Source organism: Flavobacterium sp. 1 (assembly GCF_002797935.1).
In the GTDB taxonomy this organism is placed as follows: Bacteria; Bacteroidota; Bacteroidia; order Flavobacteriales; family Flavobacteriaceae; genus Flavobacterium.
In genome coordinates this window covers 74,665-93,592 of the sequence record NZ_PGER01000001.1, presented here as the reverse complement: position 1 = coordinate 93,592, position 18,928 = coordinate 74,665, and the positions used below count along the sequence as shown (strand labels likewise).

General features: G+C 33.4%; 12 protein-coding genes. 8 read left to right on the top strand and 4 right to left on the bottom strand.

The annotated features are described in order from the left end of the window. Positions 1–14 precede the first annotated feature (14 nt). Positions 15–563: an acyl-CoA thioesterase gene (locus tag CLU83_RS00410; protein WP_100429794.1), complete on the top strand. Its 549-nt coding sequence runs from the start codon at positions 15–17 to the stop codon at positions 561–563. 376 nt (positions 564–939) lie between these two features. Further along, on the top strand, positions 940–1,479 hold the full coding sequence (locus tag CLU83_RS00405) for a YceI family protein (protein WP_100429793.1): 540 nt from the start codon (positions 940–942) through the stop codon (positions 1,477–1,479). 11 nt (positions 1,480–1,490) lie between these two features. Here the strand turns inward: CLU83_RS00405 and CLU83_RS00400 are convergent, their stop codons facing one another. The 3 genes from CLU83_RS00400 to CLU83_RS00390 form a co-directional block, all read right to left on the bottom strand. Further along, on the bottom strand, positions 1,491–2,402 hold the full coding sequence (locus tag CLU83_RS00400) for a TIGR01777 family oxidoreductase (RefSeq protein WP_100429792.1): 912 nt from the start codon (positions 2,400–2,402) through the stop codon (positions 1,491–1,493). A gap of 219 nt (positions 2,403–2,621) precedes the next feature. Further along, the gene (locus tag CLU83_RS00395; protein ID WP_100429791.1) at positions 2,622–3,917 is read right to left on the bottom strand and encodes a deoxyribodipyrimidine photo-lyase; all 1,296 of its coding nucleotides are present in this window, start codon (positions 3,915–3,917) and stop codon (positions 2,622–2,624) included. A gap of 84 nt (positions 3,918–4,001) precedes the next feature. After that, entirely contained in the window at positions 4,002–4,496 is a 495-nt protein-coding gene (locus tag CLU83_RS00390; protein ID WP_100429790.1) for an SRPBCC family protein, read from the bottom strand. Positions 4,497–4,832: 336 nt separating this feature from the next. Between CLU83_RS00390 and purB the strand changes: the two genes are divergently transcribed. The 5 genes from purB to CLU83_RS00365 all read left to right on the top strand — a co-directional run bounded on the left by purB (position 4,833) and on the right by CLU83_RS00365 (position 14,204). Next, entirely contained in the window at positions 4,833–6,179 is a 1,347-nt protein-coding gene (gene purB, locus CLU83_RS00385) for an adenylosuccinate lyase (protein ID WP_100429789.1), read from the top strand. 31 nt (positions 6,180–6,210) lie between these two features. Beyond that, positions 6,211–6,990, top strand: coding sequence for a polysaccharide deacetylase family protein (locus tag CLU83_RS00380; protein ID WP_232726921.1), 780 nt, complete (start codon positions 6,211–6,213; stop codon positions 6,988–6,990). Positions 6,991–7,234: 244 nt separating this feature from the next. Next, positions 7,235–9,466, top strand: coding sequence for a cation:proton antiporter (locus CLU83_RS00375; protein WP_100433562.1), 2,232 nt, complete (start codon positions 7,235–7,237; stop codon positions 9,464–9,466). A gap of 271 nt (positions 9,467–9,737) precedes the next feature. Next, the gene (locus CLU83_RS00370) at positions 9,738–13,550 is read left to right on the top strand and encodes a hypothetical protein (protein ID WP_100429787.1); all 3,813 of its coding nucleotides are present in this window, start codon (positions 9,738–9,740) and stop codon (positions 13,548–13,550) included. A 63-nt stretch (positions 13,551–13,613) separates the two neighbouring features. Beyond that, positions 13,614–14,204 (top strand): HD family hydrolase, encoded by a 591-nt coding sequence (locus CLU83_RS00365; RefSeq protein ID WP_100429786.1) that lies wholly within the window; start codon positions 13,614–13,616, stop codon positions 14,202–14,204. 573 nt (positions 14,205–14,777) lie between these two features. Here CLU83_RS00365 and guaB read toward each other — a convergent pair. Then, positions 14,778–16,250 (bottom strand): IMP dehydrogenase, encoded by a 1,473-nt coding sequence (guaB, locus tag CLU83_RS00360; RefSeq protein WP_100429785.1) that lies wholly within the window; start codon positions 16,248–16,250, stop codon positions 14,778–14,780. A 138-nt stretch (positions 16,251–16,388) separates the two neighbouring features. On the opposite strand from guaB, the gene CLU83_RS00355 reads away from it, so the two are divergent. Further along, a complete protein-coding gene (locus tag CLU83_RS00355; protein WP_100429784.1) occupies positions 16,389–18,926 on the top strand; it encodes a cation-translocating P-type ATPase in 2,538 nt (845 codons plus the stop codon). The last annotated feature ends 2 nt before the right edge of the window (positions 18,927–18,928 follow it).

Below are 18,928 nucleotides of genomic sequence, written 5' to 3'. Positions count from 1 at the left end.
CCAAAATTAAATCAATGGACAAAATTTACAAAACAGTATCTTCATCTCATGTCAGCATATCAGTATTAATGCTTCCCTCACACACCAATTTTAGCGGAAAAATTCACGGAGGCTATATTTTATCACTTTTAGATCAAATAGCATTTGCCTGCGGTTCCAAATTTTCTGGAAATTATTGTGTTACGGCATCCGTCGATACGGTGAATTTTTTAAAACCAATTGAAGTAGGCGAACTTGTGACCATGAAAGCCTCTGTAAATTATGTTGGAAAAAGTTCGATGGTTGTCGGAATTCGAGTAGAAGCCGAAAATATTCAAACTGGATATAAAAAACATTGCAATTCCTCTTATTTCACAATGGTGGCAAAAGACAATGAAGGCAACAGCGTACCAGTTCCCGGCTTAATTCTGTCTAATTTTGAAGATGTAAAACGTTTCTGCAATTCATTAAAACAAATATCGTTAAAAAAAGAACGTGACTTACATCAGGAAGTTTTCAATTATACTGCAAAAGAAACCCTTGAAGGCTTAAAAAAATACAATATAAAGCTTGAATTAGATTAATTTTTCAAGTAACTAAGATTCTAAGCTCCCTAAGATTCTAAGCTGAAATTATAATTATTTTTTGGAGCAGAAAGATTAGGCATTTTAGGCAATATCGTCCCGCTATCCGTTGCAATCTTGCAAGCCGAACCCTCGCTTACAAGGATTTTCACTTCAAACAAGGTTCACTGAACTCCAATAAAAATAAAAGCGTAGTGAAGTAATCAGGTCTAAAACGAAATATTTTGTTTTTTTGCCATTATCCAAAAAAATCTATTTAAAAGACCAATATCAAAAGATCAATTCTTTTAAAATTGGTCTTTTTTTTGGCGTAATTTTATGACTGTTTACGATTAAAATATCGTAACTTTAAGTACAACCTTTAATAGAAAAGATTATGAAAAATTTTACTCTATTAGCACTCTTATTAGTCCTTTACCCCATTGATGCACAAAACAAATTCAGTTCATCCAAGTGTGCTATTTACTTTGAAGCATCAGTGCCATTATTTGAAGCCGTAGAGGCTAAAAATGATGATGTGAACTGTACACTTATCCCTAATAGAAAAGAAATTACTTTTACGGCAGTTATCAAGAGATTCAAATTCAAAAGAGATTTGATGCAGGAGCATTTTAATAGCAATTACATGGAAAGTGACCGCTATTCCAAAGCTACTTTTAAAGGAGTTATCGAAAAATTTGACTTGAAAGAAATTACCGAAGAAGAGAAAGATTTTTTTATAATAGGAAAAATAACGATTCACGGACAATCGCGAATGATTACAGTTCTTGCGAAAATTAAAAAGGCAGGAAACGGAATCCAAATAAACTCTAATTTCACATTGAACACGGATGATTTTAACATCGAAATTCCAAATATTGTAATTGCAAAAATTTCAAAAACCGTGAATACACAAATCTTCTGTGTTTTGAACTAATGGTTCAACTTTTATTTTAAACTGTTTTTCAATGCCTTTCGGAGATTTTTAAATTGAAATCTAAACCCTAGCTTTTTAACTTTATCCGAAGAAACCCTTCTTCCTGTCAAAAGCAGTGATGCCCTTTCTCCTAGCATTAATCGGATTAAAAAAGCTGGGACATTGGGCAGCCAAATCGAAAAACCAAAAGAATTCGCTAATTCTTTAGAGAAAATTAAATTTGTTGTACTGTCATTAATCGTAGCATTATAGGGACCGGTCATTTTTTTGTTTTCGATCGCTTCAATATACATCATGCACAAATCATGCACATGAATCCAAGGCATATACTGCCTTCCTGAGCCCAAAACACTTCCAAAACCTCTTTTAAAAATTGGGCTTAGTTTTTTTAATATTCCTTCGTTTTTTCCTAAGACCAAACCAGTGCGGATTTTTACGGTACGAATACCCAACCCTAGCATCAAATCGGCCGATTTTTCCCATTCCTGACAAACAGTCCCTACAAAATCATTGGCAGGCAAAGTGCTTTCGGTACAAATACCTTCGCCATTGACCAATCCATAATATCCAATCCCTGAAGCCGAAACAAAAGCATCAACTCTTTTATTCAGCTTTTTTAAAGTATCATAAATCAATTGCACGGATTGTGTTCTGCTGTCTAGAATTGCAGCTTTTCTTTTGGCAGTCCATCTTTCTTCGGCAATATTTTCACCGGCTAAATGAATAATATAATCAGCATTTAATACAGCCGATTCCTCTATACTTTGTGTATCAGCATCCCAAATATAATAGGAAACCTTTTCTGTGCTTGGTTTACTGCTTCTGGTCAATATTGAAACTGCGTAACCTCTTTCCAATAATTTTTCAGTTAGATGCCTTCCGATAAAACCGGTACCGCCTGTTATTAAAACATTTTTTTGCATAATTTAAAAAAGTTTGAGGAAATCAATTACAATACAAATATATGCCAATGCTTTTTTTAACAGTATTAATAAGAAGTTAAACGTAAGCGCTTTATACACAAATTATACTTAAAATGTTGTGCTTTTTAGCGATTAGGAGTAATATGCGGCTAACCGTCCTATCTTTTCTTTTTAATGAAAAAAAAGAAAGCTGATGTACTTGTAAATCATGTTTCAAAATCACTTCAAAATTCCAGCCTTATAAGCAGCAACAGCCCTGTCTCTGGCAAAAGCATGATCAATCATTGGCTGTCCGTAGCCCAAATCAAATTCAGGAATCCATTGGCGGATGTAAATTCCTTTTTCGTCAAACTTTTTGAGCTGGATATCGGGATTAAAAACCCTGAAATAAGGTGCAGCATCACAGCCAGTTCCAGCCGCCCATTGCCAGTTGCCTACATTTGCAGACAAATCATAATCCAACAGTTTTTCGGCAAAATAAGCTTCGCCCCACTGCCAATTAATCAGTAAATGTTTGCACAAAAAGCTCGCCACAACCATGCGCACTCTGTTGTGCATATAGCCCGTTTCATTGAGCTGGCGCATTCCTGCATCGACCATGAGATAACCAGTAGTTCCTGTACACCAGCGTTTGAAATCTTCTTCATTATTACGCCACTGAATTCCATCATAAGCCGATTTAAAATTATGAGTGACCACTTTCGGGAAGCTAAACAGAATCTGCATAAAGAATTCCCTCCATATCAATTCGCTCAAGAAAACAGCATTTTTATTAACTGCCCAATTCACTAATTTGCGGATACTAACTGTTCCAAAACGCAAATGGGGAGACAAATACGAGGTGCTGTCTATAGCAGGAAAATCTCTTGTTTCGTGATAATTACTTATTTGTGTGAGATTATGAGGAACTACTTTTATATTACTTTCTTCAAAACCTATTTGCTGTAAAGTGAGAAAATCAAAATTATTTTTATGAAAATTGGATAAGTAATTTAGAGTTACATACTCTTGAAGCGGAGCCATGAATTTGAATTTTTCCAGCCATTTATTTTTGTAGGGGGTATAAATGGTATAAGCCAAACCATCAGGTTTTGTGATTTCGAGTTCTTCAAAAACAACTTGATCTTTGAAAGAAAAACAAACTGCATTATTTGCTTTTGCCAATGCTGCAATAGCTAAATCCCTCTTAATAGCGTACGGTTCATAATCTTTATTAAAGAAAACTGCCGAAATACTAAACTCATCAAAAAGGGATTTCCAAACCTCGATTGCAGTTCCTTTTTTGATTAAAAGAGAACTTCCAATAACATTGAGCTGTGAATTTATTTTTTGAAGTGTTTCGTGTATAAAACCAACGCGGGCATCATTTTTTGGCAAACTATTCAAAATATCCGTGTCGAAAATAAACACTGGAATTACAGGATGCTCGGATTGCAAAGCATGATATAACGCTACATTATCTTCAAGACGCAAATCGCGTCGGAACCAAAAAATAGATACTTGTTGTTTTGTCATTACTTTTTTTATATAGACTCTAAGAAACTAATTCGCTAAGATTCTAAGTTTAGAAAACATTATTTTTGATATAATTATTGACTTTTAAATTGACTGCTTAAATCTTAGTGGCTTAGCCCCTTCTTGATTAAAAAGTTCGTTAACTTTTTGAAAACGATAATCAAAGATTTCATTCAGTTTATTCTTGACGATTAAAGCATTTATAATTCGTCCAAAAAAACCAAAAGGCAATGCATAATGAATTACATCGGTCATTTTTACTCCATTTGCAGTTGCTTCAAAAAAATGTTTGTGATGCCAAAAGCTATAGGGACCAAAACGCTGATCGTCTATAAAATAAGCCTTGTCTTTAACTTGTGTAATTTCGGAAGTCCAACTTAATTTTAATCCCAGAAGAGGCGAAACTTTGTACTGAATAATTTGCCCTGCATACATGGATTGACTGTCAAAATCGGTGATCTGAAATCCCATAGGCTTAGGAGTTATTTTTTGCAAATTTCTAGGATTGGAAAAAAATTCCCAACTTTCATCGAGTGATGCATTAATGTACTGAACGGTTTCCTTTTTGTATACTTTCATTTTTTTGACTTGATTTATTCTTCTGTAAAATCCCTGAAATTATTTTGTACCGTAATGCTGTGTTTTGCATGAGGGATAAAAGTGGAGCTCTTTTTTATCCCGTTTTTTTACGGGATAAAAAAAGCGGGAACGGATAGCCCGACCGCCTTTTTCTGGCGGTCATGCCCAAATTATTTTTATCGATAATTATTCGTTGACTCTTCTAATTTTTTAAAGTTACAAATTACACGAATTTTTGAATTAATTTGAGTTGTTTATGCCCACAAAGTTAGAGTTTAGTACCTTGTAATCTTTAAATTCTGTTTATATTTGTGCCTTTCGAAAAAACAACAAAAAATGACTACTCTAAACGAATTGAATGCTATATCACCAATCGACGGCCGTTATAGAAATAAAACAATGTCTCTAGCTCCTTTTTTCTCTGAAGAAGCATTAATCAAATACCGCGTATTGATTGAAATTGAATATTTCATTGCCTTGTGCGAAGTTCCTTTACCACAATTAAAAAACGTAAACCCTAATATTTTTGAAAGTTTACGCAACATTTATAAAAATTTCTCTACCAAAGATGCTCTTTGGATAAAAGAAACCGAAAAAGTTACCAACCACGACGTAAAAGCGGTTGAGTATTTCATAAAAGATGCTTTTGAAAAACTGGGATTATCTGAATATAAAGAGTTTATTCACTTTGGGCTAACTTCTCAGGACATTAATAACACTGCAATTCCGCTTTCGACTAAAGATGCGTTTGAACAGGTTTACATGCCATCATTAATTACCTTGATTTCTAAATTAAAGGATTTAAGCCAAGAATGGGCAACGATTCCTATGCTTGCCCGCACCCACGGACAGCCGGCATCACCAACTCGTTTGGGCAAAGAAATCGGTGTTTTTGTAGAGCGTCTGGAAGAGCAAATGCGCTTATTGTTCAACATTCCGTTTGCCGCTAAATTTGGCGGAGCTACTGGAAATTACAACGCGCATCATGTAGCATATCCGCAAATTGACTGGAAACAGTTTGGAAGCAAATTTGTTGAAGAAAACTTAGGATTACATCATTCATTCCCAACAACACAAATCGAGCATTACGATCATTTTGCTGCCTTTTTTGACGCTTTAAAAAGAATCAACACGATCATTATTGATTTAGACCGCGACATTTGGACGTATGTTTCAATGGAATATTTCAAACAAAAAATCAAAGCAGGAGAAATTGGATCATCGGCAATGCCACACAAAGTAAACCCGATTGATTTTGAAAACTCCGAAGGAAACTTAGGAATTGCAAACGCTATTTTCGAACATTTATCGGCAAAATTACCGATTTCAAGATTACAGCGTGATTTGACTGACAGTACCGTTTTGAGAAACATTGGCGTGCCAATAGGGCATACAATTATTTCTTTTGAAGCTACTTTGAAGGGTTTAAACAAATTATTATTGAACGAATCTAAGTTCCACGAAGATTTAGAGAAAAACTGGGCTGTTGTTGCCGAAGCGATTCAGACAATCTTAAGACGCGAAGCTTACCCGAATCCTTATGAAGCCTTGAAAGGATTAACAAGAACCAACGAAGCGATTGATAAAAATGCGATTCACAATTTTATCGCTACGCTAGATGTTTCTGATGAAATCAAAGCAGAATTACTGCAGATTACTCCTAGTAATTTCTTAGGAATATAAATAAAAAATTAATTAAAAAAAGCACAAAGAAATGAATAAGAATTTTATTCTAAAAGTCATGTCCCTTTGTGCTTTACTTATTTTATTTTACTGCGAAGACATCCCTGAAAAAATAATAGAAGAAATTGAACCTCCCAAAGCCGGTGTGATTCTGTCATTTGACGATGCATATATAGACGAATGGTATGACACCGATCAGCAATTAAAAAAATACAACTGGAAAGGCACTTTTTTTGTCTGTAAAATAAACACATTAAGGCATTCAAAAATCAAGAAGCTCCAAGAATTACAAAAGGAAGGACATGAAATCGCAGGTCATGGACTTCACCATTATAACGCAGCTGCGTTTCTAAAAGACCATAGCATTGATGACTATTTGCATCAGGAAATAAACCCCATGATGAATTTAATGAACTTTTATGGCTTTAAAATTACTTCTTTTGCCTACCCTTATGGCGCAAGAACTAAACAGCTGGATACCTTTTTATTAAAAAAATTTAAAATTATAAGAGGCAGGGCATTTTGTGAAGAAAGTGCCTCCCAACAAAACAGCTATTATGATCACTCTAAATTGGTATACAGTTTCAGTGTTGATGATACCCACGAACATTTTAATCTAACTCACCTTTTGAACTTATTGAAATTTGCCAAGAAAAATGATAAAATTTTGATATTAAACAGTCATAAAACAGTAAAAAATGTAACGGGAGATTATCAGACAAAGAATGCAACACTGGAATTTATTTGCAAATACATCCAAAGTAATAATATGAAATTTTACACTTTATCTGATTTGGATAATTTAAATTAAAGTCTCATTTCATTCCTTTTGATGCCAAAAATATATTATTTTTATATTCAAGCCAATAATAATGATAGTTAGCCAAGACAACTGTCAAAAGCCTTTGGGAAATAAAATTGTTTTTTCTCTCTGGCAAAGCGAATGAAAGAACTCCTGTTACTGCTTATAAAAGAATTATGCCTGAGTGTTTGAAACTAATGAACGGCAAGAGCGCAGCGAACAGACAAAGTACATAGCTCCTAAAACAAAACAAATGAGTGCAGCAACAGAAACAACACACCAACTTGAACCTTTAATAACTGATTTAGGATTAATTCTAATGACGGCAGGAATTGCTGTTTTAATCTTTAGAAAACTAAAACAGCCTTTGGTTCTTGGATATCTGATTGCTGGTTTTTTGGCAGGGAATCATTTTGATTTTTTCCCATCGGTAAAGGACATTAAAAGTGTTGAAGTTTGGGCCGAAATTGGAATCATCTTTTTATTGTTCAGTCTGGGATTGGAATTTAGCTTTAAAAAACTGATGAAAGTCGGCGGGACAGCCTCTATCACTGCAGGGATTCAAATTGTAAGTATGTGCCTCATCGGGTACTGCGTAGGGCAATGGCTGGGCTGGCCCACGATGGACAGCATCTTTCTGGGTGTGATTCTCTCGATATCTTCGACGACCATAATTTTAAAATCATTTGACGAATTGGGAGTTAAGACTCAGAAGTTTGCCGGAATTGTTATTGGTTCGCTTATTGTTCAAGACATCCTTGCCATTTTAATGATGGTTTTATTATCGACAATAGCAGTGAGCAATCAGTTTTCTGGAAGCGCACTTTTAATGTCTGTATTAAAATTAGTATTTTTCCTTGTGCTTTGGTTTTTGGGCGGTATTTTCATTATCCCAACCTTACTCAAAAAAACCAAGCATCTGCTCACAGACGAAATGCTGCTGATCATTTCATTGGCACTTTGCCTGATGATGGTAATTTTCGCAGCGAACGCAGGTTTTTCGCCAGCTCTTGGTGCTTTTATTATGGGATCTATAATTGCCGAAACTACTCAGGCCGAACATATTGAACATCTTATAAAACCGGTGAAAGATTTTTTTGGTGCTGTATTTTTTGTTTCTGTAGGTATGTTAATTAATCCTGATGCCTTGTACGAGCATTACATTCCAGTGATTGTTCTCTCCCTAGTCACTATTTTTGGACAATCCATTAGTTCTACCTTTGGCGCTTTATTATCAGGACAGCCTCTGAAAGATTCCATCAGGACAGGTATGAGTTTATCCCAAATTGGGGAATTCTCTTTTATCATAGCTACTTTGGGAGTGACGCTAAAAGCCACTAATACTTTTTTGTATCCGATTGTAGTAGCAGTTTCGGCGGTAACCGTTTTTACAACTCCGTTTATGGTTAAATATTCGCTGCCTTTTTCAGAATACTTAGCCCATAAACTGCCCCGCAAATGGACAAAACGCATTGAACGCTACTCTGCCAGCGCCCAAGCAATAAAAACAGTAAGTTTATGGCAAACGGTAATCAATGCCTTTTTGATTCAGGTGATTGTACTTGTGGTCATCATTCTTGCTATTATCCTGCTTTCTTCCCGATTTATTCTCCCGTTAGTAAATGATTACCATTTAGGAAATACACTGGGAGCTTTGATAATTCTTGTAATATTATCTCCATTTTTATGGGCTCTTGCTTTTCGGCGTGTGGCTGTTGCCGAGGTAGAACAGTTAATGCACGACCGTAAATCACGCGGCCCATTGACCATGCTGTTTTTCGTCCGTATTTTACTGTCTGTATTCTTTATCGGCTTATTGGTAAATATATTTTTCTCCCCAAAAGTTGCCCTGATTGCATTAATAATTGCAGTGGTCATCTATTTAATTTTCCACAAAAAATTACACATCCAATATCATAAAATCGAAAATCATTTTCTAGCCAACTTAAACGGCAGAGAGATCGATCGAGCCAAAAGAAGCAGAAGTGATTTATCTCCTTGGGACGGACACATGGCAATATTTGACATCGCCGCCGAATCCAACATAGCAGGCGAATCATTGAAAAACCTTCAAATGAGGGAAAATTTAGGAATTAATATAGTTTCGATAAAGCGGGGTGACATAACTATACATATCCCGAATAGAAATGAACGCATTTTTCCAGGTGATGAAATTTGTGTTATTGGAACTGATGGACAAGTGCAGGAATTTAAAAAATATTTAGACCAGCATGAAATGGATGTTTCTCCAGAAATTGTGGAACCTGATATTGTTCTGCGCCAAATTGAATTGAAAAATCACACCTTTTTAGGAAAAAGCATCAAAGAATCTAAACTGCGCGAAAAAACACAAGGACTGATTGTGGGTATCGAAAAAAGAGGAAACCGAACGCTAAACCCAGAATCGAATGTGATTTTGGAAAAAGATGATATTTTGTGGATTGTGGGGGATAAAAAACTACTGGCAGATTTGGCTCATGATTAAACTTCCCCTTATCTTATAAAACACTGGTCAAAAGGCTGGTGTTTTTTTTAGGAGCAGAACGATAATTTTTCATAACAGCTTCACTCCCGCTTTCCGTTTCAATCTTATAAGCCGAACTCCGGCTTATAAGAATTTTTACTTCAATCGGGGCTAGAGAATCATAATTTTATTTAAAATACAGATTGTAAATAAGACATCATTATTGTGAATAAGTTTTACTTATTTATCCTGTTAAAAGAGATAATTTAGCAAGGGCGCAAAAAACATGAACATGACAAATAATACTATCCAACAAAAGCTTTCAACTTATACAAAAGAGATAAAGTTAAATACTCAAAAATGGTACCTAAAAAAATTGATAATCTCTAAATATAGATTAGAGAAAAAATTAGACCGTATTAAAATTGTCAAAATTGAAAACTTCACGCCAAAAATATTAAGCTCTAGAGAGGATAATCATTCTGCTTTGTTAAATGAAATAATTCAAAACAAAAATATTTTTAATATTGCCTTAACTGGACCTTATGGTTCAGGTAAAACATCTATAATAAGAACTTTTGAACATAATTTTTCGAACCTGAATTTTATAAATATTTCTTTAGCAACTTTTGATGGAAAAGTGATTAAGGATGATAAAACAAGTAAATTAGAATATAGTATATTAAAGCAAATCTTTTACAAAGTTTCTCATGATAAAGTTCCTCAATCAAGATTTAAAAGAATAGTTAATCATAAACATATCTATCTAAAAACAGGATTGCTATTTTTTTGGATTTCTTCAATTATCTATTTGTCAGATTTTGATTTACCAGATTCACTCCTTACAACTAAGTTAGTACACACATTATGGCTTAAAAAATTATATGCAGAATATCTTGATCTTTTATGCAGTGTTTGCGCTATTGCTGGAGCAATATATTTCTTGAATATGACTTATGATTTTTTTGTAAACTTTAAAATTGGTAAGCTCAAAATTAGTGAAGCAGAATTAGATAACAAGAACGATTCTAAAACAATTGATTTCGAAAATGAAATAGATGAGATACTTTATTTTTTTGATAAGAATAAAACAGATGTTGTTTTTATTGAAGACTTAGATAGATTTGATAATACCGAAATTTATATTAAGCTTAGAGAAATTAATTGCTTGATAAATAATTACCAACCAATTAAAAAAAGAGGAAAAGTTACTTTTGTGTATGCTGTGAGAGATAATATGTTCGATGAAACCGAACGCACAAAATTCTTCGATATAATATTGCCTGTTATTCCTGTAATAAATTATACAAATTCCTCAGATAAATTCCTTGGAGCATTGGCTCTTAATCTAAATCAAATAAGTGATTTAGAAGAAAAAAGTAAGTTTAAAGATTTTATTGAAGTCGTTTCTCGATATATCAATGACATGCGAACAATTATATCAATTTGTAACGAGTTTAAGATATATGAAAAAATTTTAGGAGGGAGTGGTATTGACAAAATAAAATTGTTAGCAATGATGATTTACAAAAATATTGAACCTTCAGATTTTGATTGTTTAGACAAAAACAAAGGATATGTTTATCAATTATTTAAAAACAAAAAAGATTTAATTAATACTGAAATTGTAAAAATTGTAGAAGAAATTAGATTAATCGAGGACGAAAAAATTAAAGAATCGGAAAGAGAATCCTTCGAAAGTATTAATGAATTACGTAAATTTTATTTGTACACATTTATCAATTTAGTTAATAAAACAAAAAAACAAATAGTCGTAAAAATCAGAATTGGAAATGACTCTTTTGATGAGGATGTCCTACTTGAAGATGATAATTTTGAAAAATTTAGCGCCCAAACAAATATTCAGTACGTTTATCAAAATTCCTCTAATGACAATACTTATACTACTGAAAGTTCTTTATCGTTTAAAGTGATTGAAAACGCCGTTAACAAAAAGCTATCCTATAAAAAAAGAACTGAAAGGATAAAGAATAAGGAAAAAGAAGAGCTGACTAAGTTGAGAAAAGAACGCCAAGATTTATTAGCTAAACAAGAAAGTATTATTTCGAAAAGGTTGTCAGAAATTTTGATCACTCAAGAAAGTAACAATTATTTTATTACAACATTTAATGAATATTTTACTAAGCCAACTTCAACGACACTAGTTGAGAACCTGCCTAACCAAAGTAATATTGAATTTAAATGCGTATATAATCACAAAATAAATAATAAGGATCTTATAGATTTTCTTATCAGGGAAGGACATATAGATGAAAATTATGAACGTTTTATTTCTAAATATAATGGTAGTCATAAAGAAAATCAGACCTTTCTTTTGAGTTTATCAAACAGAAAAGCATTGGCTTTTGATTATAAAATAAAAGATATAAGTGCATTAATAAAGGATATTAAAACTGATTGTTTTCATCAAAAGGAAATATTAAATTTTTATTTGATGGATTATTTATTGGAGAGAAAAAGTAAAACTCAATTAGATTCAATTTTTATAACTCTTAAAGATGAGAGTAAAAATTCGGTCAGTTTTATTGATAGATATTTAGATTTTGCAAACGACATTAATAAACAACATTTTTTAAATGGATTAATTCAACATTGGAAACAGTTTTATAACTTCATATCAAAAGAAACTTCTTATTTACCAGAAAAATACATTAGACTCATTTTTAAAAACTTAACAACAAATCATATCAATGAAGTTAATATTGACAATAATTTAGCATCTTATATTTGTCAAATGAGCGATTTAAATTGTATTTACTTTAATGATGCAAATAGAAGTAAAGTAGAAGAATTTCTAAAGAATACAAATATTAGATTTGAGAAACTAAATTACAATCAAGAGTATAAACATTTGATTGATTTTATATATGAAAATAGTCTATATGAAATTAATGCTCATATGGTAGAATTATTTGTTAATTTATACAAAGTAAATGATATTGAATTAGAAAACTTAAAAACATCAAATTTCACTACAATTCAAAAATCAGGATGCAAAAAACTTATTGAATACGTGAATCAAAACATTTTCGATTATATCGAATGTGTATATTTTGAATTAAAAGATAATATTGATGAGGACGAAAATAGTATTATAACTCTCTTAAATACTGGATTGATAGAAGAAGTAGGTCTTCAAATGATTGAAAAAAATCAAACAATAATTAGTGAAGTTTCAAAAATTAATGACAAAGCTCTATGGAGTAAATTGTTTGAATATAACCGATTGGAAATTTCTTGGGAAAACTTTTTTAAATACTTCAAGGAATTTGACGAAATAGATGAAACTCTAGTAAATTACTTAAATGATGAAAGAGTTTCTAGCAGACTCTCTGAAAAAAAGATGACAGAAATTGATGAAGACTCTCAGTTGCTTTTTAGCGAACTTATCATTAAGAGTAAGATTGGTGATGATAGTTTTAAAGCTCTAGCGAAACAATTTCCATATATTTATAATATGAATGAATTAATAGAAGTTTCCCTTAATAAAATAAAGATTCTTATTGAGCATCATTTAATTAAATTAGATAAAAATAATTTCGAAACATTAAATAATCAATATCCACAATTGATAATCTTGTTCATTAAAAATAACAAACAAGACTTTTTGAATATTTATCAAGAGTTAGAATTAAACAGCTCTATAATAAAAGAATTATTGAGGTTGTCGGAGTCTGCGTTTACCAATGTTGAGAAAATTGAAATTATTGAAAATACTGAAGAAATCATTTTAACTGGCGATAAGGAGTTATTAAAAGAGTTGTGTAAATTTCTATACAATAAAGAGAAAATAAATATTAACGAAGTAATTTTGAATTGTTTATTAAGTAGCAGTATTGAAGAAATTTATAGAGTTACTGTATTCAACATTTATTACAGCAAGAGCCTTTCTTTAAATGTTTTAAATGTTAGAATTAAATCTTTGAAACAACCGTATGATTTCGCATTAGGACGAAAGCATTTAAAATTAAATGACACATCTTACAATAGGTTATTTTGTCAAAATTTAAAAGATAGATATGTTGGTGAAATTTCTGAAAGACAGGGAATGTTAACTGTAATACCCAAATCAATAAAAAAATAAATATTCAAAATCCCCTGTATCGTCCTGAAAAACAATAAAAAACATCACAAAATCCATAAATCAATGCAGACTGACAATTTATTAAAACAAGTAAGTTTCATAAAAGAAATCGATAAGTTAAAATACGTTCAGCGGAAAACTAAATTATTCAACAGTGACAGACACGAAAATGACGCAGAGCATAGTTGGCATTTAGCAATGATGACAATTGCATTAGCAGAACATTCGGACAAACTAATTGACGTTCTTAAAGTTTTGAAAATGGTTTTAATCCATGACATCGTAGAAATTGATGCTGGCGATATTTTTCTTTACGACACTTCAAAAAGCCACACAAATACTGACGAAGAACTTATTGCTGCAAAACGAATTTTTGGACTTCTGCCAACAGAACAAGCGGAAGAATTTATTGCAATTTGGGAAGAATTTGAAGATGGAATCACAGATGAAGCAAAATTCGCAAAATCGATGGACAGGTTTGAACCATTATTACAAAACACATCAAACAATGGCGGAACATGGGCAGAATATAATGTTCCGTATCAAAAAGTTTACGATAAGAAAAAGGTAATTAAAGACGGTTCGGAAACCATTTGGAACTATGCCGAAAATTTGATTAACGAAAGTGTGGACAAAGGAATCCTAAAAAAATAATTGATTTAATTAGAAAAATTTATCCCTGTTAGCTCCATCTCATTAAATTCTGAATTGAATTGACCTCGGAGAGGTCAAATGTTTATAGAAACAATATTCGATTTACATAACGACCCCAGCAGGGTCGTATATTTTTCTTTATCAATACAACCCCGCTGGGGTTGGTATTATGCAACATCTTAATTTCTATAAACATTGAAATCCGCTGGATTTCCCTTATCTTAATGTTCGTGTCCACAAGACTATCTCGTCCTGAAAAAATTTACATATTTACCACTAAAGTTCTTCCGCGTGAGGGATTACTTCATTTAATTTTTATTTTCATCGGAGTTCAGTGAACTTCGTTTGAAGTGGAGCTCTTTTTTCTTTATCAATTGCCTCGGGTTTAAACCCGAGGCAATTGATAAAGAAAAAAATCGGGAACGGAAAGCCCGACCCGAAGCTGCGAAGAGGAACGACAAAGCAGTCTGAGAGTCACGCCCAAATAGAAACATTCATCGTATAAAATCAGCCAATAAAAAAGGTGCAAGAACTGAATCCTGCACCTTTTTACGTTTAGACTTTCGTCTTGTTTTATCTCGAATAATTCGGAGCTTCTTTTGTGATTGTTACATCATGCGGATGGCTTTCGTTGATTCCGCTAGCGGTAATACGAACAAAACGACCTGTATCCTGCAAAGTTGCAATATCCTTAGAACCGCAGTATCCCATACCTGCACGAAGACCTCCAATGAATTGCTGCATGCTTTCGTTCAATTCTCCTTTGTATGGTACACGCCCCACAATTCCTTCTGGAACCAGTTTTTTAACATCGTCCTCTACATCTTGGAAATAACGGTCTTTCGATCCTTCCTGCATGGCTTCAACTGAACCCATTCCTCTGTAAGATTTGAATTTTCTTCCTTCAAAAATAATAGTTTCTCCTGGTGATTCCATTGTTCCTGCTAATAATGAACCTAGCATTACGCTATCTGCACCTGCAGCAATCGCTTTAGGAATATCTCCTGTGTAGCGGATTCCGCCATCGGCAATTACTGGAACTCCTGTCCCTTTTATAGCGGCTGCTACTTCAAGAACTGCAGAAAACTGAGGAAATCCAACCCCTGCAACAACTCTTGTTGTACAAATAGAACCAGGTCCTATTCCTACTTTTACACCATCGGCACCATTTTCTACTAAAAATAAAGCTGCTTCTGGAGTGGCAATATTACCAACGATTACGTCAAGTTTTGGAAATTTAGCTTTCACAGCTTTCAATACATCAACGACACCTTGAGTATGCCCATGAGCAGTATCAATAATTACAGCATCAACACCAGCATTTACCAAAGCAGTCGCTCTTTCAACAGCATCGGCAGTAACGCCCAAAGCGGCGGCTACTCTCAATCGTCCAAATTTATCTTTATTGGCATTTGGTTTTTGAGTTAATTTGGTAATATCTCTAAAAGTGATTAAACCAACTAACTCGTTTTTATCATTTACTACAGGCAATTTTTCAATTTTATGTCCCTGCAATACTACCTCAGCTTCTGCTAATGAAGTTCCTTCAGCAACAGTTACCAAATTTTGGCTGGTCATTACCTCAACAATAGGTCTCGCTCCGTTTTTTTCAAAACGCAAATCCCTGTTGGTAACAATTCCTTTTAAGATTTTATTTTCATCAACGATTGGAATACCGCCAATACCGTATTCTCTCATTGCAGCTTTTGCATCGGCAACGGTTGAATTCAGTAATAAAGTAACAGGATCGATAATCATCCCAGACTCAGCGCGTTTTACTTTGCGTACTTTGGCAGCCTGCTGTTCGATTGTCATGTTTTTATGCAAAACACCTATTCCTCCTTCTTGTGCCATTGCGATTGCCATAGAACTTTCGGTTACTGTATCCATAGCTGCAGATACAATAGGAACATTTAGTGTAATATTTCTGGAAAATTTAGATTGGATACTCACTTCGCGAGGAAGAACATTTGAGTAATTAGGAACTAATAATACATCATCGTAAGTTAAACCTTCGCCGATAATCTTAGAGTCGTGTGCTTTCATGTTGCAATTTCTAGTTGAATTGCGTGCAAATATAGACAATCTTAAGCTAAAATACACTTAACTCCTTTTTTTTATTTTTAAATTGCATGGTAAAAATAAGTTAAAGTCTTATTTTATTTATAACTACACTTCACAATTATGTCAGCAAAAAACGACTCTATTTCAGGTTTAAACAAAGTTGAAGTTGAACAATCCAGAATCAAAAACGGCTTAAACTCTTTAGAACACCAAAAGAAAAACAACTTACTTTCTTCCATAATTGAAATGGTCAAAGAGCCAATGTTCTTATTATTACTAACGGCTACGAGTATTTATTTTATTACTGCAGATTATGGTAACGGAATATTTATGGCTATAGCAATTTTACTGGTATCAGCCATTTCACTTTATCAGGAATCCAAGAGTCGGAATGCTATCGAAGCCCTGCATAAATTAACGCAACCCAAAAGTAAAATCATTAGAGATGGTGAGCTTCTCGAAATACCTTCAGAGGAAATCGTTTTGGGCGATTGTATTCAATGCGAAGAAGGCACTTTTATTCCTGCTGATGGCACCATTATTCAATCTAATGACTTTTCGGTAAACGAATCGATAATCACAGGAGAATCATTGGCAGTTTTTAAAAATGAAAAAAGTGAAAATAATCAAGTCTTTCAAGGAACAATTGTCGCCTCTGGATTGGCTATCTGCAAAGTAACTGCAATTGGGAGCCAAACACAATTAGGCAAAATCGGAAAAAGTCTGGACGATATAGCCGAGGAAAAAACACCTCTGCAGATTCAGATTGGAAATTTTGTTACCAAAATGTCTCTTATCGGCTTGGTTGTATTTCTTCTGGTTTGGGGAATCAATTACTATAATTCAAAAATTGTTTTAGACAGTCTGTTAAAAGCATTAACCTTAGCAATGAGCATTATTCCAGAAGAAATTCCGGTAGCTTTTGCCACATTCATGGCTTTGGGTGCTTGGCGGTTAATGAAAATGGGGATCATCGTCAAACAAACAAAAACTGTAGAAACACTGGGAAGTGCCACTGTAATCTGTACAGACAAAACAGGAACCATTACCGAAAACAAAATGAGTTTGGCACAATGGTATTTATTAGAAGAAGATGCATTCAATGAAAATTTCAATGACAATGGCGATTTCAATAAAAATCAAAGCAACCGTTTATCTACAAACGAAGAGGAATTAATCAGCTTGTCGATGTGGTCCAGCGAACCCATTCCTTTTGATGCCATGGAAATTGCTTTGCACGATGCTTACGCAAAAATAGGAATCAAAGATGAGCGCCCCAATTACAAAATGGTGCACGAATATCCTTTAAGCGGAAAACCGCCGATGATGACCCATCTTTTTGAAAACAAAAATGGAGATAGAATTATTGCTGCCAAAGGTGCTCCCGAAGCCTTAATTGCCTGTTCCGCTTTATCCGAAAAACAAACCAATCAAATCCTAAAAGCCATGCAATCGATGGCCGAAAAAGGCTATCGTGTTTTGGGCGTTGGAGTTTCAAATTTTTTAGGAAATGATTATCCAAAAACACAACAGGAATTTTTGTTTGATTTTAAAGGGCTTGTTGCCTTTTATGATCCTCCAAAAGCTAATATTAAAGAAGTTTTCGAAACTTTTTACAAAGCTGGAATTCAAGTAAAAATCGTTACTGGAGATAATGCTTTAACAACGGCAACCATTGCTCATCAAATTGGCTTTAAAAACTCTGGAAAAATCCTAAATGGTGACGAACTCATGACAATGGATGATGTCACTTTGAAAGAAAAAGTTATGGAGACCAATATTTTTACACGAATGTTCCCCGAAGCCAAATTAAAAATCATAAAAGCTTTAAAAGAAAACAACCAAATTGTAGCCATGACAGGCGATGGAGTAAATGACGGCCCTGCATTAAAATCGGCTCATATTGGTATTGCAATGGGAGAAAAAGGAACTGAAATCGCCAAACAAGCAGCCAACTTAATCTTGATAAATGATGATTTTTCCAAAATGACAGAAGCCATTGCCATGGGACGAAAAATTTATATCAATTTAAAAAAAGCGATTCAGTACATTATATCCATTCACATTCCTATTATTCTGATTGTATTTATTCCATTAGTTTTAGGATGGATTTATCCCAATATTTTTTCACCTGTCCATATTATTTTTCTGGAAATTATTATGGGACCAACCTGCTCCATAATTTATGAAAATGAGCCTATGGAACCTAATTTAATGAAACAAAAGCCACGTCCTTTTACCAATACTTTTTTCAATCTAAAAGAAATTACGATTAGTATTGTACAAGGCCTTATAATTACGCTTGGCCTTTTGTTTATTTACCAATACAGCATAAAGAATGGATTTTCTGAACACCTTACCCGAACTATGATTTTCCTGACATTAATATCGGCCAATATCTTCCTGACGCTTGCCAATCGTTCTTTCTATTATTCGATATTTACCACTTTAAAATACAAAAACAATTTGGTTTCGCTCATTATTGGGTTAACCCTGTTAATAACTGCTTCTTTGTTAATTATTCCTCTCTTTAGAGTTTTTTTCCTATTTGAAACTATTAGTTTTTCACAAATAGGATTTAGCGCTCTAATCGGATTTGTTTCTGTGTTTTGGATTGAAATTTTTAAACTTTTTAGAAGAAGAAATACCGAAAAATAAAA

What these genes read in the sequence shown, in the direction of transcription:
- CLU83_RS00410 (WP_100429794.1), top strand. Translation starts at nt 15, where the DNA reads ATGGACAAAATTTACAAAACAGTATCTTCATCTCATGTCAGCATATCA.
- CLU83_RS00405 (WP_100429793.1), top strand. Translation starts at nt 940, where the DNA reads ATGAAAAATTTTACTCTATTAGCACTCTTATTAGTCCTTTACCCCATT.
- CLU83_RS00400 (WP_100429792.1), bottom strand. Translation starts at nt 2,402, where the DNA reads ATGCAAAAAAATGTTTTAATAACAGGCGGTACCGGTTTTATCGGAAGG.
- CLU83_RS00395 (WP_100429791.1), bottom strand. Translation starts at nt 3,917, where the DNA reads ATGACAAAACAACAAGTATCTATTTTTTGGTTCCGACGCGATTTGCGT.
- CLU83_RS00390 (WP_100429790.1), bottom strand. Translation starts at nt 4,496, where the DNA reads ATGAAAGTATACAAAAAGGAAACCGTTCAGTACATTAATGCATCACTC.
- purB (WP_100429789.1), top strand. Translation starts at nt 4,833, where the DNA reads ATGACTACTCTAAACGAATTGAATGCTATATCACCAATCGACGGCCGT.
- CLU83_RS00380 (WP_232726921.1), top strand. Translation starts at nt 6,211, where the DNA reads ATGAATAAGAATTTTATTCTAAAAGTCATGTCCCTTTGTGCTTTACTT.
- CLU83_RS00375 (WP_100433562.1), top strand. Translation starts at nt 7,235, where the DNA reads ATGAGTGCAGCAACAGAAACAACACACCAACTTGAACCTTTAATAACT.
- CLU83_RS00370 (WP_100429787.1), top strand. Translation starts at nt 9,738, where the DNA reads ATGACAAATAATACTATCCAACAAAAGCTTTCAACTTATACAAAAGAG.
- CLU83_RS00365 (WP_100429786.1), top strand. Translation starts at nt 13,614, where the DNA reads ATGCAGACTGACAATTTATTAAAACAAGTAAGTTTCATAAAAGAAATC.
- guaB (WP_100429785.1), bottom strand. Translation starts at nt 16,250, where the DNA reads ATGAAAGCACACGACTCTAAGATTATCGGCGAAGGTTTAACTTACGAT.
- CLU83_RS00355 (WP_100429784.1), top strand. Translation starts at nt 16,389, where the DNA reads ATGTCAGCAAAAAACGACTCTATTTCAGGTTTAAACAAAGTTGAAGTT.